18 protein-coding genes are annotated in these 16545 nt (G+C 39.8%); 4 read left to right on the top strand and 14 right to left on the bottom strand.

Going from position 1 to position 16545, the window contains the following annotated elements:
• Positions 1–137: 137 nt before the first annotated feature.
• The 6 genes from tssD to pdxA form a co-directional block, all read right to left on the bottom strand.
• Positions 138–545, bottom strand: coding sequence for a type VI secretion system tube protein TssD (gene tssD, locus ASE55_RS01875; RefSeq protein WP_056214760.1), 408 nt, complete (start codon positions 543–545; stop codon positions 138–140).
• A 314-nt stretch (positions 546–859) separates the two neighbouring features.
• Positions 860–2215 (bottom strand): acetyl-CoA carboxylase biotin carboxylase subunit, encoded by a 1356-nt coding sequence (accC, locus tag ASE55_RS01870; RefSeq protein ID WP_056214757.1) that lies wholly within the window; start codon positions 2213–2215, stop codon positions 860–862.
• A 98-nt stretch (positions 2216–2313) separates the two neighbouring features.
• On the bottom strand, positions 2314–2793 hold the full coding sequence (accB, locus tag ASE55_RS01865) for an acetyl-CoA carboxylase biotin carboxyl carrier protein (RefSeq protein WP_056214755.1): 480 nt from the start codon (positions 2791–2793) through the stop codon (positions 2314–2316).
• A 127-nt stretch (positions 2794–2920) separates the two neighbouring features.
• Positions 2921–3124, bottom strand: a complete 204-nt coding sequence (rpmF, locus tag ASE55_RS01860; RefSeq protein WP_002976251.1) for a 50S ribosomal protein L32 — start codon at positions 3122–3124, stop codon at positions 2921–2923.
• Between the two features lie 59 nt (positions 3125–3183).
• Positions 3184–3708 carry a YceD family protein gene (locus tag ASE55_RS01855; protein WP_056214752.1) on the bottom strand — a complete coding sequence of 175 codons (525 nt, stop codon included), beginning with the start codon at positions 3706–3708 and terminating at the stop codon, positions 3184–3186.
• Between the two features lie 84 nt (positions 3709–3792).
• Positions 3793–4884: a 4-hydroxythreonine-4-phosphate dehydrogenase PdxA gene (pdxA, locus tag ASE55_RS01850; protein WP_056214749.1), complete on the bottom strand. Its 1092-nt coding sequence runs from the start codon at positions 4882–4884 to the stop codon at positions 3793–3795.
• A 49-nt stretch (positions 4885–4933) separates the two neighbouring features.
• On the opposite strand from pdxA, the gene ASE55_RS01845 reads away from it, so the two are divergent.
• Genes ASE55_RS01845 through ASE55_RS01835 form a run of 3 tightly spaced genes read left to right on the top strand, consistent with a single transcriptional unit; the run spans position 4934 to position 7678 of the window.
• Entirely contained in the window at positions 4934–5542 is a 609-nt protein-coding gene (locus tag ASE55_RS01845) for a riboflavin synthase (protein ID WP_056214746.1), read from the top strand.
• Positions 5535–6977, top strand: coding sequence for a sensor histidine kinase (locus tag ASE55_RS01840; RefSeq protein ID WP_238584969.1), 1443 nt, complete (start codon positions 5535–5537; stop codon positions 6975–6977). The genes ASE55_RS01845 and ASE55_RS01840 overlap by 8 nt, the downstream gene beginning before the upstream one ends.
• Positions 6977–7678 (top strand): tRNA1(Val) (adenine(37)-N6)-methyltransferase, encoded by a 702-nt coding sequence (locus ASE55_RS01835; RefSeq protein ID WP_056214742.1) that lies wholly within the window; start codon positions 6977–6979, stop codon positions 7676–7678. The genes ASE55_RS01840 and ASE55_RS01835 overlap by 1 nt, the downstream gene beginning before the upstream one ends.
• A 57-nt stretch (positions 7679–7735) precedes the next feature.
• On the opposite strand, the gene ASE55_RS01830 is transcribed toward ASE55_RS01835, so the two are convergent.
• Together ASE55_RS01830 and rpmH are read right to left on the bottom strand one after the other, a co-directional pair.
• Positions 7736–8446, bottom strand: coding sequence for a cell division ATP-binding protein FtsE (locus ASE55_RS01830; protein ID WP_056214739.1), 711 nt, complete (start codon positions 8444–8446; stop codon positions 7736–7738).
• 155 nt (positions 8447–8601) lie between these two features.
• Complete coding sequence (gene rpmH, locus ASE55_RS19775) at positions 8602–8760, bottom strand: 50S ribosomal protein L34 (RefSeq protein WP_039365072.1); 159 nt, start codon at positions 8758–8760, stop codon at positions 8602–8604.
• Between the two features lie 230 nt (positions 8761–8990).
• On the opposite strand from rpmH, the gene ASE55_RS01825 reads away from it, so the two are divergent.
• A complete protein-coding gene (locus ASE55_RS01825) occupies positions 8991–9998 on the top strand; it encodes a DHH family phosphoesterase (RefSeq protein WP_056214736.1) in 1008 nt (335 codons plus the stop codon).
• 40 nt (positions 9999–10038) lie between these two features.
• Here ASE55_RS01825 and ASE55_RS01820 read toward each other — a convergent pair whose 3' ends face one another.
• The 6 genes from ASE55_RS01820 to tilS all read right to left on the bottom strand — a co-directional run bounded on the left by ASE55_RS01820 (position 10039) and on the right by tilS (position 16512).
• Positions 10039–10833, bottom strand: coding sequence for a patatin-like phospholipase family protein (locus ASE55_RS01820; protein WP_056214734.1), 795 nt, complete (start codon positions 10831–10833; stop codon positions 10039–10041).
• 123 nt (positions 10834–10956) lie between these two features.
• Positions 10957–11739: an alpha/beta fold hydrolase gene (locus tag ASE55_RS01815; protein WP_056214732.1), complete on the bottom strand. Its 783-nt coding sequence runs from the start codon at positions 11737–11739 to the stop codon at positions 10957–10959.
• A gap of 10 nt (positions 11740–11749) precedes the next feature.
• Positions 11750–12259: a hypothetical protein gene (locus tag ASE55_RS01810; RefSeq protein ID WP_056214729.1), complete on the bottom strand. Its 510-nt coding sequence runs from the start codon at positions 12257–12259 to the stop codon at positions 11750–11752.
• A 119-nt stretch (positions 12260–12378) separates the two neighbouring features.
• The gene (locus tag ASE55_RS01805; RefSeq protein ID WP_056214726.1) at positions 12379–12897 is read right to left on the bottom strand and encodes a biopolymer transporter ExbD; all 519 of its coding nucleotides are present in this window, start codon (positions 12895–12897) and stop codon (positions 12379–12381) included.
• Between the two features lie 212 nt (positions 12898–13109).
• A complete protein-coding gene (locus ASE55_RS01800) occupies positions 13110–15179 on the bottom strand; it encodes a protein-disulfide reductase DsbD family protein (protein ID WP_056214723.1) in 2070 nt (689 codons plus the stop codon).
• Positions 15169–16512: a tRNA lysidine(34) synthetase TilS gene (tilS, locus tag ASE55_RS01795; RefSeq protein WP_056214720.1), complete on the bottom strand. Its 1344-nt coding sequence runs from the start codon at positions 16510–16512 to the stop codon at positions 15169–15171. Before tilS ends, ASE55_RS01800 begins: the two co-directional genes overlap by 11 nt.
• Positions 16513–16545 lie beyond the last annotated feature (33 nt).

Below are 16545 nucleotides of genomic sequence, written 5' to 3'. Positions count from 1 at the left end.
GGATCTGAAATCCTGTATCATCTGCTTTCTTCCGTGAGAAATTAAAAGACAGATAGCATAGCTAAAAAACAGAACAGCATCCCTTATGATGGGTTTACCGTTCTGTCTGCTGTTTTATTACTTTAGGAATTGTATCCTTAAGAGGTCGGCCATTCTCCTCTGTAAGAAGAAGTTCCAAGATCAATCTGCTCTGCGCTCACAACAAATGAAATGTACATACTGTTGTCATCTATGGCATCAAAGTCTACTTCATGCTGGATTACATATCCGTTTTCCCACTTTAAGGTAGTTAATGTTCCTTCTTCGTGAGACTTGTTGAAGGTAATCTCTCCGGTTGTAGGTTTGTACTTACCGTTAAGAAGGCTTTCCAGAATGTCTGATTTTTCTGTAGCTTCTACTGTAATTTTAATCAGTGCATCAGAAGGGTCAGATGCCACTCTTCCTGATACGTCTGTGGAACGGGATACACTGTAGTTAAGCTTTAATAACTTCTGTCCTTCTCCGCCGTTGAATTTTAAAATTCCTCTTGAATTTTTTTCTGCCATGATCGTAAATTTTAATTGTTAATATAATGTGATAGGGTATCTATGTCACCAAAAATAGAAGTAATTAAACGATAAGTATCAGGAAATAGAAGAAACTTTAAAAACTGTAGTAGTTCTGCGACTAACAAATGTTAGGTGAAATTCATTATTGTAAATCAGAAACTTATGAATTGGTATAAGAACTGATCAACTTAGAAAGAACCGTAAAGAAGTTGTAAATAGAGCTGAACGGTAATGATAACCGAAGAATCAACAGTGGATAATAAAAAAACTGCCCCGAAAAGAGGCAGTTTAAAATGTATCAAGAAATAATCTTAATGATTATCATATTTTCTGTCCATTACAAAATCCTCCATGAATTTTGTGGTGTAGTTTCCGGCAAGATAATCTTCATTATCCATCAGCTGCCTGTGGAAAGGAATGGTTGTTTTTACCCCTTCAATGTAAAACTCTTCCAGAGCGCGTCTCATTTTTGCAATCGCTTCATCACGGGTTTGGGCCGTAGTGATCAGCTTTGCAATCATTGAGTCATAGTTGGAAGGAATTGTGTACCCTGAATATACGTGAGTATCAACTCTTACCCCGTGTCCGCCCGGAATATTCAATCCGGTAATTTTTCCCGGAGAAGGTCTGAAATCAATATACGGATCTTCCGCATTGATTCTGCACTCAATAGAATGAAGTTTAGGATAATGGTTAACCCCTGAAATCGGAGTTCCCGCAGCCAGAAGAATCTGCTCCCTGATCAGGTCATAGTCAATTACCTGTTCAGTAATCGGGTGTTCTACCTGGATTCTGGTGTTCATTTCCATGAAATAGAAATTTCTGTGCTTGTCCACAAGGAACTCAATGGTTCCCACCCCTTCGTAACCGATGAATTCTGCCGCTTTCACCGCTGCTTCACCCATTTGCTTACGAAGTTCATCCGTCATAAACGGAGAAGGTGTTTCTTCCGTTAACTTCTGGTTTCTTCTTTGTACGGAACAGTCTCTTTCAGAAAGGTGGCAGGCTTTACCGAACTGGTCGCCGGCAACCTGGATCTCAATGTGCCTAGGCTCTTCGATCAGTTTTTCCATATACATGCCTCCGTTTCCGAATGCTGCTACGGCTTCCTGAATTGCAGATTCCCAGTGATCTTTAAGGTCTTCGGCTTTCCATACTGCTCTCATCCCTTTTCCGCCGCCTCCTGCAGTCGCTTTGATCATGACCGGATATCCGGTTTCTTCAGCAACTTTTACAGCATGCTCGTAGGATTCAATCAATCCGTCAGATCCGGGCACGCAAGGTACGCCGGCCGCTTTCATGGTTGCCTTTGCATTGGCTTTATCACCCATTTTTTCAATCTGTTCAGGCGTGGCACCGATAAACTTAATACCGTTCTTCTGGCAGATTCTTGAGAAATTGGCATTTTCAGATAAAAACCCGTAGCCAGGATGTATCGCGTCGGCATTGGTAATTTCTGCCGCAGCAATAATGTTGGGGATTTTCAGGTAAGAATCTTTACTCATTGCAGGGCCGATACAAACTGCTTCATCAGCAAACCTTACATGAAGGCTGTCTTTATCGGCAGTAGAATATACCGCAACGGTTTTGATCCCCATTTCTTTACAAGTACGTAAGATACGCATTGCAATTTCGCCACGATTGGCAATTAATATTTTTTTGAACATCTTCTTAAATTTGAAAATTAGATAATTTGAAAATCAGATAATGTTATGTTGAATGTAAGAAAAATCTAACATCTAATGCCTAACATCTAATTTCTAAATTAAGATGGATCTACTAAGAATAAAGGTTGGTCATATTCTACCGGCGTAGCGTCATCCACTAAAATCTTGACGATCTTTCCGCTTACTTCAGATTCAATCTGGTTAAACAGCTTCATTGCTTCAATAACGCATACCACTTTTCCGTTAGAAACTTCGTCACCAACATTTACGAACACTTCTTTATCCGGAGAAGGCTTTCTGTAGAACGTACCGATCATAGGGGATTTGATGGTTACATATTTACTGTCATCAGATGCCGCTTCAGCTTTTTCGGAAGATGAAGGTGCAGCAGCAGGTGCCGGCGCAGCAGCCATTTGCTGTGGTGCAGTGTGGTAAACTGCAGGCTGAGCATAAGCAACATCACTTCCTGCCAATGGAGTTTTAATAGTGATTTCGAAATCTTTAGTTTTATATTTTACTTCAGAAACTTCTGCTTTGGATACAAACTTGATAAGATTTTGTATGTCTTTAATGTCCATAAATTTGATATTTGATTTGGTGCCAAAGATACCAAAAAAACATAAAAAACAACAAAAAACCGTCAAATTTTATAAAAATCAGACGGTTTTTGTATTAAAACGAGTGTTTTTCGATGAAAAGCGACTCTTAATTTTCTTCAGTAGCAGCTACTTCTTTTTCCAATACTACTTTTCCTCTGTAGTATAATTTCCCTTCATGCCAGTGAGCTCTGTGGTACAGGTGAAGCTCTCCTGTTGTTGCATCTTTAGCCAATTGAGGAACTACAGCTTTGTAGTGAGTTCTTCTCTTATCTCTTCTTGTGGACGACTGTCTTCTCTTTGGATGTGCCATTTTCTAATAACTTTTTTAATTGATGAGTGATGAGATTCACCATCTCATCATTAAACTATTTAATTTTTATTCTTTAAATTTTTTAACGCGTCCCATCTGGGATCGCTCTTGTGTTCTTCCTCTTCTTCGGTTTCTTTCGGGCTGAACTTATCCAGTATTGCCAGATCTTCATCGCTTACCTCAGGTGATACTTTCTTCATAGGAATAGAAAGTACGACACTTTCGTAAACCAGCTGCGCTATATTGAAAGCATGGTCATTGGCAGGGATGGTAATAACATCTTCTTCGCTGTCATCATATTCCTCTCCGAATTTCACCAGAACCCGTATATCATTTTCTACAGGGTGATCGAAATTTTCGGTTGTGATGTCACAGACCAATTCTACCGTCCCCTTAACTTTAATATCAAACTCCAGAAATGTAGAATGTTTATCTAATAAAACATCTGCTGTAATTCTGGGATTTGTAAATTCCTGTTCAGTGTCAAACAATTGAAAGAACCCTTTATCTATCTCAAGTCTGAACTCGTGCTTGCCGGTTTTCAGTCCGGAAAAGCTGATATCATAGTTTCTTAACTTGTCCATAAAATGAGTGTGCAAAAATATGCAATTTTTTTATAATAACAAATAAATTTTATAACAAATAAATTTAAAATCTGTATTAAAGATTTAACCCTCAGTTTCCTGCGGCAGATCTTCATCAATCCCGTTGTCTACAGCCATTTTTCTCAGCTGCAGGCGGTTGCTCATCAAATCATTGTATTCGCTCCTGTTCTTAAAAATTTTAATGGCCGTGAACATCGCCTCGCTGAAGCTCTGTTCATCCGCAATGCCCTTACCCGCAATGTCATACGCTGTTCCGTGATCAGGAGAAGTCCTGATGAACGGAAGCCCGGCCGTATAGTTTACGCCTTCTTCATACGCTAACGTTTTAAACGGAGCCAGTCCCTGATCGTGATACATGGCAAGAACAGCATCGAAGTTTTTATATTTGCCCGGCTGGAAGTAGCTGTCTGCAGGGAACGGCCCGAAAGCAAGGATTCCGTTGTCAGAAAGTTCTTTAATCGCCGGTGCAATAATTTCAATTTCCTCATTCCCGATTACGCCGCCGTCGCCTGAATGCGGATTTAGCCCCAGAACGGCAATTTTCGGCCTTGATACATTAAAGTCTTCAATCAATGTCTGGTTCAGGAGCCTGATTTGTTTTTTTATTTTTTCCTTGGAAATATTTTCTGCTACCTGTGCAATAGGGATGTGGTGCGTCAGTACGGCTACCTTCAGATCATCGGTCACCAGGAACATCAGTCCTTTTTTATTGAATTTTTCTTCAAAATATCCTGTGTGTCCGGCATGTTTAAAGCCCATCTTCACCATCTCGTCTTTATTGATAGGAGCGGTAACCAGAACGTCAATCTCACTTTTTATCAGAGCTTCCGTAGCGGCTTCCAGGGAATCGATTGCCATTTTTGTGGATTCTTCAGTAGGTGTCCCCAGTTCAACCATCGAGTTTTCCTTCACAAGGTTAACCATATTGATCTTTCCTTCCTGTGCCTGTGAAGCTTCATTGATATAGTTGAAATTTATAGCAAGCTTGAAAATATTTTTCTGGTAGGTAAATAATTTTCCCGAGCCGAAAATTACAGGAGTGAAAAAGTCCGTAATGGTTTTGTCTGACAGGGATTTCATGATGATTTCCGGACCGATGCCATTGAAATCTCCGATTGAAATTCCTACTCGTACTTTATGGTTTTTTGGGCTCATTTTGATTATCTTTGAAGATTAATAAACTACAAATTTAGCAAAAAATAATATGTTCACAGGAATAATTGAAGCGGTTGGGGTAATTGAGGAGATTCAGGGGAACGGAAGCAACATTGATTTTACTTTGTCCTGCCCTTTTACAGATGAGTTGAAAATAGATCAGAGCTTAGCTCATAACGGCTGCTGCCTAACCGTAGTAAAAACGGAAGGCCATCAATACATCGTAACCGCAATTCAGGAAACACTGGAAAAAACCAACCTCGGAAAATGGCAAGTAGGGACGGTGGTAAACCTGGAACGCTGCATGAAAATGGACGGAAGACTGGACGGGCATATTGTACAGGGGCATGTTGATAAAACAGGAGAGGTGCTGAGCATTGAAAATAAAGACGGAAGTTATTATATCACCATTTACTATGATAATGCCGACGGAAGCTCTGTAACGGTTCCCCAGGGTTCCATTACCGTGAACGGGATCAGCCTGACGGTTGCCCACAGTGCAGGCAGTCAGTTTTCCGTAGCGATCATTCCTTACACATGGGAATTTACCAATATGAAGCATCTTAAAACCGGTGATAAAGTTAATTTAGAATTTGATATAATTGGTAAGTATATTGCTAAGTTAATTAATAAACAGAATGTCAATAAGTATGTATAAAGGATATAGCCTCAGAAACCGTGTCTTTTTCGGTTTCTTATTGGTATGTCTTTTAAGTGTAGTGGCTTCTTCATTGGTTCCTTATTTTGTTTTAAGGAAAAATTCTGTTAAGAACAGCCGGATTGACATGCAGGAGAAAACCGGCGCGGTAATGAGATATCTGGATTATGCGGTAAGCCGTACCCGTGTGCAGACCGGTGACCTGAAGGAAGTGCTGGGAAACAAAATCTTCGAGATTGCGGATATTAATCAGCATGATATTATTTTATACGATTTAAAAGGCGATTATCTTCTTTCCAATAAAGAGGAGAACCTGGTCGGACAGAAGAAAATCCCGATCAATATCGTTAACCGTGTTCTTTCTTCAAAAGCGAGGTATGACATCAAAGGGTATGATGCTGCAAAAGATGCGGTGCTCACTTCCTCGTATCTCCTGTTGAAAAACAATGACCTGGAGCCTATTGCCATTGTATATATTCCGCTTTATCACGATGAATCTGCATATTTTGACCTTCTCAATATCTACGTAAAATATATTGCCATTGTAGATATATTCCTGATTCTGTTCAGTATCTGGATAAGCTGGGTAATGTCTAACAGCCTGGCAAAAAACATCACTAAATTTTCTGATATGATCACCCGTATTACATTGTTTGAAAATGAAATGCGCCCGATCAGGTATTATAAAAACGACGAGCTGAATGCCCTGGCAAGAGCTTATAACAGAATGATCCTTCAGATTCAGGACCAGAAAGAGCGGCTGCGTTTCAAAGCTTCAGAAGAGGCCTGGCGGGAAATGGCGAAACAGGTAGCCCATGAAGTAAAGAATCCTCTGACACCGATGAAGCTGACCATACAGAACTTTGAACGTAAATTTGATCCTGCCGATCCCAATGTAAGGGAAAAAGTAAAGCAGATGAGCAAAACGATGGTTGACCAGATTGACGTCATTGCTACGGTAGCTTCTGCTTTCTCAGAATTTGCCAAGCTTCCTGAAAAGAATAATGAGACGATCAACCTGAATAATGAGGTAGCGGATATCCTCAGGATCTTTAATGATGAAGGTATTTTTATGCATGCCAATAAAAGCAATATCATGATTAATATGGATAAGGTTTACCTTTCCAGGATTATCACTAACCTTGTAACGAATGCAAGGCAGGCAGAGAGCGATGAACGGAAATTAATGATCAATGTAGATATAGAGCAGCACCAGCGCAGGGTCATCATCTCCGTGCAGGATAACGGAATAGGAATTCCCGAAAATATTTACGAAAGGATCTTTGAACCGAACTTTACCTCTAAAAACAGCGGAATGGGGCTGGGCTTATCAATGGTAAGAAAGATGGTGGAAGATTACAAAGGGGAAATCACCGTAAAATCCGAAGTCGGGAAGGGTTCAACATTCACCATTACTTTACCGACGAATTTATAGTGAAATCTTTTGTATTCAGGCAGTTTGAAATCCGGCAGTCGGCAGATGTATTCCGGGTAGGAACAGACGGTGTCCTGCTGGGATCCCTTGCAGATATCCGTAATGCCCGCAAAGTATTGGAAGTAGGTACGGGAACAGGCCTTATTTCATTAATGCTGGCCCAAAGAAACCCCAAAGCAGAATTTTTAGGACTCGATATCAATCAGGAAGCGGTAGAGCTTACCCGGCTTAACTTTGAAAGTTCTCCTTTTCATTCAAGACTGAAAAATATTCATCAGGACTTTAAAACGTTTGATACGCAGGATAAATTTGATGCAATTGTTACCAATCCGCCTTATTTTGAAGCATCCGGTTCCGAAAAAGATAAAATCGCAAGGCAGACGGTTGAATTAAACTTCCGCGAACTCATTTCAAAATCTTCAGAACTCCTTTCTGAACAGGGTGTTTTCTCCCTAATCATCCCGGCAGAATCCGGCAATGATTTTATGAAAATGGCGCAGGAAAATCATTTGTTTTTAATCCGGCAGATCCATATCAAAGGCATTGAGGGCTCTAAAAACAAAAGGCTGATCCTTGAATTTTCATTGACTGAAAAAGCGTTGGAAGAATCTGAATTTATCATAGAAAAAAGTCCGAGACAATACTCGGACCCATATCTTGAACTCACGAAAGAGTTTCATGTTTTTAAGAATAGAAGCTAGAATTTAGATTTTAGAAATGGTGATTTCTGAATTCATAAATTTCTCAATCATTCAACTTTATTCAAATAATTCTGCGGTATCCAGGACGGAAACTTTTCCGTCTTCGCATCTGATGGCTTCTCCCGGGAAATTCTGGATCATATGGTAATCATGGGTTGCCATTACTACAGCCGCTCCGTTTTCAAGGGCAACCTGCTTAAGCACGGTCATGATTTCATTTGATGTTTCCGGATCCAGGTTTCCTGTCGGCTCATCTGCCAGGATCAGGTCAGGGTGATTCAGAAGGGCTCTGGCAATCGCCACACGCTGCTGCTCGCCACCGGAAAGTTCATGCGGCATTTTGTGTTTCTTGCTCTTCATGTTCACGCTCCCCAGTACTTCATTGATCCGGTCTTCAATTTTTATTTTATCGTTCCATCCTGTAGCTTCAAGAACGAATTTCAGGTTTTTTTCAACCGTTCTGTCAGAAAGCAGCTGAAAGTCCTGAAATACAATTCCCAATTTCCTTCTCAGGTTAGGGATGTCAGAAGCTCTTAATTTTGCCAGATCAAAACCCACCACAGCGCCATGTCCTGAAACTAACGGGATGTGCCCATACAGGGTTTTCAGCAGAGAGCTTTTTCCGGAACCTGTTTTCCCGATAAGATAACAGAATCTTCCTTTTTTAATATTCAGATTCACATCGGAAAGAACCGTGAAGTTCTTCTGTGCAATTTTTGCATGCTGAAGGGTTATGATATTATCTCCTGATATATTGGTATGTGGCATAATTCAGTTTTAATATTGCTTTTTCTAAGAAATTTTTCAGAATTTAAAAATAGGAAAAAGAAGATGAATAATCTTTAATTTTGGCAAATTTTAACAACAAAAAATGCCTGAAAAACTTCTTTTCAAGCATGATTTGTATATGATAATAATAAAGATTATCTCTTAGCGCGTGCTGCACTTACAGTTAAACTCTTTCTGCCTTTAGCTCTTCTCGCAGCCAAAACTCTTCTTCCATTTGGCGTAGACATTCTTTCTCTGAAACCGTGTTTGTTTCTTCTTTTTCTTTCTGATGGCTGGAACGTTCTTTTACTCATTACTATATGTTTAAATCGTAATTATCTATTATTTTTCAGGTTGCAAAGATATGGTTTTTTTTAAAAGTTGCAAATTTTAGCAAATCTTTTTTTAATTATTAATATCTTTTTTTCTTCATTCCGGCTTAAGGCTGATGGCCGGATGATTTTTATATCGGTAACAAAAATACGGATGATTTATCTAAAAGCTCTATCTTTGGAAACTCAAATTTAAAAAAATAAACATCATGATGTTTACACCTGCAGAACTTTTAGAAATCAATACCTTACTGATCCCGGAAAATAAAATAGTAATTCTTACGCATTATAATCCTGACGGTGATGCTATTGGTTCCAGTCTGGGGTTGAAACATTATCTGAAAGCCAAGGGGATTCATGCTGAGGTTATTGTTCCCAACGATTTCCCGAAGTTCCTGAAATGGATGCCTGAAGCCAGGAAAACGCTTATTGCGGAATACAAAAGAAAAGTTGCCTCCGATTTAATCAATGAAGCGGATGTTATTTTCTGTCTGGATTTCAATTCACCTTCAAGGATCGGACTGCTGGGAGACTGGCTGACCAATGCAGGCGGTAAAAAAATACTTATCGATCACCATCAGCAGCCGGAGCCGTTTGATTATGTCTATTCAGATACCGTTATTCCGGCAACCTGCCAGATGATCTATCATTTTATTGAAGCAATGGATGATGAAAAGCTGGTGAACAGAGATATTGCCGAATGTCTGTATACAGGTATCATGACTGATACCGGAGGATTCCGCTTCCGTTCCACCAGTGCTACGACTCACCGGATTGTTGCCAATTTAATAGAAAAAGGTGCAGATCCTGCCATGATCACTTCCAACACCTGGGATACCAACACCGTTTCACGCCTTCATCTGCTGGCTTTGATCTTAGGACGGATCCAGGTGGCAAAAGACGGAAAAGTGGCGATTTTATACTTTACCAGAGAAGAACTGAAAGAATACGGGTTCCAGAAAGGGGATACGGAAGGTTTTGTTAATTACGGATTAAGCATCTTAGGGGTAAAGATGGCCGCGTTTTTCATGGAAGACCTGTATGATGATTTTATTAAGATTTCTTTCCGGAGCAAGGATGATATGGATGTTAACCAGTTTTCAAGAAAATATTTCAGCGGAGGAGGGCACATCAATGCAGCAGGAGGAAAATCCAATGAATCTTTGCAGGACACCATTGAAACTTTTAAGAGCAGAATAGAAGGAGAGGAGCGTCTGTAACGGTAAAATATACTTAATTCTCATTCCTGAAACAGCAGATTTACTGAAACCTTGAATATCCTTTTTCTTCAAGTGCTTTACAGGTGTATTCGTACGCTTCCTGAAACATCACGTCAAGAAATTTTTTGTTGAAGAGGCTGAACTGCGTCATCTTGGGCGGATCTAAAAAGAGATCACAGGATTTCGCTTTGGAGTATACCGATTTAGCGATGGCCAAGTGCAGGATCCGGTCAAATTCCTTCATCAGGCTCATTTTTTCCAGGCTGTCATAGCTGATCGAATTAACGTGTGAGGCGATTAGAAAATCGCATTTATCAATAATAGGTTCAATCGGCAGGTTGTCCAGAACCCCGCCGTCAACATATATTTTTTCTCCGATTCTTACCGGCGGCAAAATAAAAGGGACACTTGACGAAGCCAGGAGCGGCGTAAAAAGTTCGCCTTCCGAGAAGAAGTCCACGATGCCGTGGGTCATTTCCGTAGCTGCTACATATACCGGGATTTTCAGGATTTTAAAATCGTCTTCCGGAAAATGATCGTGAAAAAGCTGTAAAATAAATTTTGAGCTGAAAATACCGTTCTTCGTAAGCCTTAAGTAGGATCTTGAGAAAAAAGTAGTCTTCCTTACGATATCCATCATTTCATCAGGCGTTTTTCCGAAAGAATAAAAAGCCCCGACAATTGATCCGGCACTGGTTCCCGAAATGATGTGCGGCTTCAGGTTATACTCTTCCAGGGCCTTTAAGACTGCAATATGAGCAATCCCGCGCATACCGCCACCCGAAAGTGTCAGTCCGATAACCGGTTTCTTTTTTTTGAATGTGAAAATCCCCATTTAAGACAATTGAATCCCTCTAAGATACGGGATTTTTAATAATCCTGATTAATGCCACTGTGTCCGGAGTCTCTTTCTTATGAACGGCAAACTGAACTTTTATACATGCTTTCATACAGATGTTTAAAAAACTAATTTTTTAGGTAGGTTATGAAGCAGTTCCGTGTTGATAATGGCTGCGCAGATGCAGGGTTTTTCCCAGTGCCCGTTGTGCCCGCAATCCAGGATATAGGATTTGATATTGGTTCTGTCGGGAAGATTTTTGATCAGCATATCCGTTTTTACGGCATTGTCATGTTTTCCGGCAAGAATTAAAATTTTCGCGTCAAGATTTTCAATAACATTTCTCTTATCGGTTCTGTCCACCATACCTTTTACAGAAGCCAGGGCACCGAGATTATTCGTTGATAATGCAGTTTCCAGTGCAGTTTCAATTTTCCCTTCCAGGATATCCCGCTCATTCGGGTTGAACAGATTAGGAATTCCCGCTCTGGCGTAATGGGAGAAAGCGTCTTTTATAATCCGGTAGCTTTTGATCCGCTGTTCTTTTTTTTCGTCATCATCCGGAAAATAAGTGGAAAAAAACAGGGTAAGGCTTTTCAGGTATTCGGGATATTTTTCGGCAAACTCCAGCGAAACATAGCCTCCCATTGAATGTCCCAGCAGGTGTACTTTATCTATATTCTGGTCATCCAGTACTTTTTTTACTTCTTCTGCCATCAGTTCCATGGTCTGCACTTCTGCCATTATTTCAGATTGTCCGTGGCCGGGAAGATCAATTTTCAGCAAAGAAAAATCACCGGAAAGATGTGGTTCCATATCACTCCATATTGTAAGGTTTTCCATGAAGCCGTGAAGCAGCACCAAGATTTCTTTACCGTTTCCTTTTCTTTCAAAATTCAGCATAATTCAATAATTAAAAATGGATATCGATATAATCAACAAATCCTGAACCATTGACCATATCCTGAAGCCTGAATGTTTTTCCACCGTCTTTGGACAGGAATGTTTTGGTACCTTTACGTGTGTATGGTTTTTCGCCGTCATTTTCAGAAATACTTTGGGTAATTTCTCCGGTGAAATTCATGTGTTTATCGGAAACAACCGCCATGAAACCTTTAATCTTCAGAGAATTTTTTCCTGAGCCGGCATTGCCTGAAACATTATAATGATCTGCTTCATCCTTAATTTTTTCGAAATTTACAGAGCCGGGATTCTTAATCAGGTTATGGGTGAATTTATGGGTGCCGCTGAAATCTTTGAAACGGTTTTTAGATTTAATACTGTCATTTATTTTGGTTCTTGCAGCATTAATGGAATCTACGATTTTTGTGCTGTCCGTATGGTTTGCGGTAGAAGAAGCTTCTTTTTTAGTACACGAAATTATAAGAACTGAGACTGCCACTGCGGTTAAAAAGTTTTTCATTGAATAAAATTATCCCCCAAAAATAAATAAAAAAGGGCATTCTGAAATGCCCTTCGATATTAAACTTTTGTTTATGAATATACTGCTTGGAAAGCTTTTCCTTATTATTTTCAAATTTATTATTGAGTTAATTCTTCATACACTTTCTTTTCCCATGGTTTAATGTCTGTTACTCCGTAGCGTTCTTTTTTGGAAATTGCGACATTGTCCAGGACATCTACGAAATTCTTATAATTCGCATCATCCGTTGGCTCAATAATAATAGTGAAGTTCTCTTTTTTAGGAGCATGGTCATACGCTTCAGAAATGATTTTAGTGATATTGATTCCGCTGAAATCAGTTTCTTTTAAATTATTTTTGTTTAAATCCTCCTTATTGCTCTGATGATAAAAAACGCGATTGTCTTTTCCTAAAATAAAAGTAACCTGATTTTTGTCTTTTACAACATTATGAGGTGGCTGTGGCCCTTTTGCCGGTAACCCTAAATCCATCACATTAGGTTTTGTGAAATTGGTGGTAAACATAAAAAATGTGATGAGTAAAAATCCTAAGTCTACCATGGGAGTCATGTCAACGCGGATTGGTTTTTTTCGCTGTTTGCCTGCTCCCTGCTTCTCTTGTGCAATGATTTCTGCCATGGTTGTAGTTTTTAAATATTAAACGGTTATTTCTTAGAGATGAGAATAGTATCTCTATTGTTTGTTTTTAATGCAAATTTCATACCTGATATTGTAAATATCTGTTGATTTTATATTCTTTGAATAGTTGTTCAGACAATACCTTAGAAATCAGGGCCATAAAAAAGCCTTACCGGTTAAATGATAAGGCTTTTGCTTTTATAAAGGAACCGTTATTTATTCTTTTTATAGAAATTAACACCGCATTCCAGGAATTTTTTGAAATCCTCTTTCGGCATATATCCTGAAACCGGAGTATTGATTACTTTTCCGTCCGGTGTTATCAATACATAGTGCGGCTGGGAATTGTTGTTGAAATTCACCTGTTGGAACAGGCTCCAGCGGTCCCCAATGGTTTTAACCTTTTTTACCTGCCCGTCACCCAAATCAATTTTTGTTTTCTGGTCTTCAGGAAGTTCTTCTTTATCATCAACATATAAAGAAGCCAGTACGATGTCATTCTGAAGGATCGGCAGGATATCGGGTTCACTCCAGACGAATTCTTCCATTTTCCGGCAGTTTTCACAGCCATATCCTGTAAAGTCAATTAACACAGGCTTATTTTCTTTTTTTGCGAGCTCTACAGCAGTAAAGAAATCATGCTCCGGATGCATTCCCAAGATTCCGTCTTTCTCGTCATGGAAGTAGCTTACATTCAGCGGAGGCAGGATTCCGCTCAGCAGCTGAAGCTTCGGGCGGTCCGAAGGAATTAATCCCTGTACCAGATAGATCACAAACCCTAATCCCAGGACACCTAAAATTTTTCTGCCCACTGAAATTTTCGGTTTTTTATCATCATGCGGAAATCTGATAAGCCCGAATAAATATAAAGTCAGTCCAAGAGCAATAATAATCCAGATGGCGATGAAAAGCTCTCTTTTCAGCAGGAATGTTTTAGAAACAAGGTCTGCTTTGGATAAGAATTTTAAGGCTAAAGCCAGTTCTACGAATCCTAAAACCACTTTTACCGTATTCATCCAGCCCCCTGATTTCGGAAGGCTCTGTAATGCCTGCGGAAACAGGGCCAGCAATCCGAAAATAATTGCCCAGGCCAGTCCGAATCCGGCCAGTGCAAAAGTCAGCAGCATCGGAACATTGGTAGAACCTGTTACGGCACTTCCCAGTAAGCTTCCCAAAATAGGACCTGTACAGGAGAATGAAACAATAACAAGCGTTAAGGCCATAAAGAAAATACCGATGATTCCGCCGGCCTCTTCTGCCTTTGAAGATTTGTTTGCAATTGAGCTCGGCAACGTAATGTCATAGTATCCGAAGAAGCTTCCTGCAAAGAAAATGAATATAATAAAGAATGCAATATTCAGCCATACGCTGGTGGAAATCTCGTTGAATACATTTCCTGCAATCCCGTCAATAATATGAAAGGGTACACTTAATAAAACAAAAATCATGAAGATGAAGAATCCGTAGATCAAAGCATCTCTTTTTCCTTTTGCCTTGTTTTTATTGCCTTTGGTAAAAAATGAAACCGTCAGCGGGATCATAGGGAACACACATGGCGTAAGCAATGCAATAAGCCCTCCGATGAAGCCCAGGAACAGATAAGTCCAGTAATTTTCATCCACTTTTGCGGCGGCTGTTCCGCAATCCGTCAAGGGTTTCTGGAAATCAATGGATACTATCTTTAATTGTTTCGGGTCCAGTTTTGAAGTTTCCATAACTGTAACTTCGTCCTTTTTGGGGTTTTCAGCAATAGTTTCCACGGCTTGTACAGAATCTTTGGCAGGTTCTGCGGTTTCAGCTGTGGCGGTTTCCTCAGGAATACCTTTAGGCGTAACCTGTTTAGTGAATTCCAGGGTGTTGGGTGCCAGACAGACCCGGTCGTCGCAGGTCTGATAGGTAATTTCGGCAACTGCATCGCCGGGTTTGGTTCCGTCCTTTAACCTGAACTTCTGCTTAAAACCCGCTGTATTGGAATAATACACGATATTTCCTCCGAAAGCTTCAGAAAACTCTTCATGTTTTTTTCCGGTTTCTGTAAATTTTCCGATCAGTTCAATGTTTTTCCCCGAAACTTTATACTCAGTCGGAATCCCCGTATCTTCCGGAATATCTTTGGAATAAATATGCCAGCCGCTTTCCATGGTTGCATTCAGCACGGCTTCATACTGGTTGTTCCCTAATTCGTTGATTGTAAATTTAAATTTTACAGGATTTTTGATTTGTGCATTAATTCCCGCTGCTAAAAACAGCAGAACCAATAAAAACCAGTTTCTAAATTTCATTTTTGCTTTTATTAAAAATTCTGAGAATATTGTTGGTTTTCTCATCCCCTGCATATCTCCGGTCCTGCCTGTACGGAATAATCCCGAGTATGGAATTTTCACGGTCAGCCAGAATCCATATTTTTCGCCTCGCTAAAATAGATATTTTTTCGTCCCTAAAAAACTTGGAGACTTTCTTTTTCCCTGAAAAACCGTACGGAAAAAATTCATCACCGTCCTGTTGCCGTCTTAACCGCAAAGGAAAGCGGAGTTTTCCGGCATCAAAACACCATTCAAAAGTTTTATTGATTTCTTCAATGCTGCCAATATTACTTTCGAGATTAATAATGATTTGGTTTTCAGAAAAATCAAAATTTTCAATCAGGACAATTTCTTCATCCTGATTTTGCTCTTCATCACCTGTCCTTTTTTTGAAAATCAGTTCTTCCCGGTTAATGATAAGCCGGTAATCTGCTGAAAAAAAAGAGCTCCCGTTTTCAGTATTAAAAATTTTAGGAATCTCGTTTTCCTGATTAAAACCGTATTTTTTTAAAATTTCAAATTTCGCAAAGTCACTTTCCTGAGCCAGTTTTTCACGGGATAAAATTGTATGCGGTCTATCAGCAATAGAAATCCGGTTTTCTGTCTCCTGGATCTTTTCCTGAACAAAATCCCTGGTCTGATTTAAATAAGACAGGCTTTTCCTGAAATTCTCCAGAAAATGATCATTGGTTTCCAGCAGTTCCGGAACAATACAGTTTCTTATCCTGTTTCTCAGGTAATCATTTTTCTGATTAGACAGGTCTTCACGATAGGCAATATTGTTTTCTCGTGCGAAACAATAAATTTCCTCTTTTGTGAAATTTAAAAGAGGGCGTAAAATACCGTTGCTGTTTGCCGGAATTCCGCTCAGCCCGTTAATTCCCGCTGCTTTGGAAAGATTGATGATGAATGTTTCCAGCTGGTCGTTCAGGTGGTGGGCAGTTACCAGAAATTCCAGATGTTCCTTTTCCTGAATTTCTCTGAAGAACCGGTACCTCAATTCCCGCGCCCAGAACTGGATGGAGTTTCCGGGCTTCCGGTCTTTTTCAGAAACTTGATATAAATGAAACTTAATATTGTTTTTTTTACAGAAATCTTCAGCAACTTTCTGGTCCAGATCCGAATCACTGCCCCGGAGCCCATAATTCACATGGGCAACCTGAAATGGATATCCCACATCCTTTAACTCATTAAACAGCCAGACGAGCACCATAGAATCAGCCCCGCCGCTTACCGCAATAAGATAGCTTCTGCGTTCAGAAAGATGGATAAGGTAATCTAATTGTTTTTTTAAGCCTGATGGGTTCAACATGGATGCTGAGAATTTCTTTGTACAAAGATAATC

This window comes from Chryseobacterium sp. Leaf201 (genome assembly GCF_001421435.1).
Lineage (GTDB): Bacteria > Bacteroidota > Bacteroidia > Flavobacteriales > Weeksellaceae > Chryseobacterium.
The sequence above is the reverse complement of the archived record's forward strand: the minus strand, read 5'-3'. Positions and strand labels throughout refer to the sequence as shown.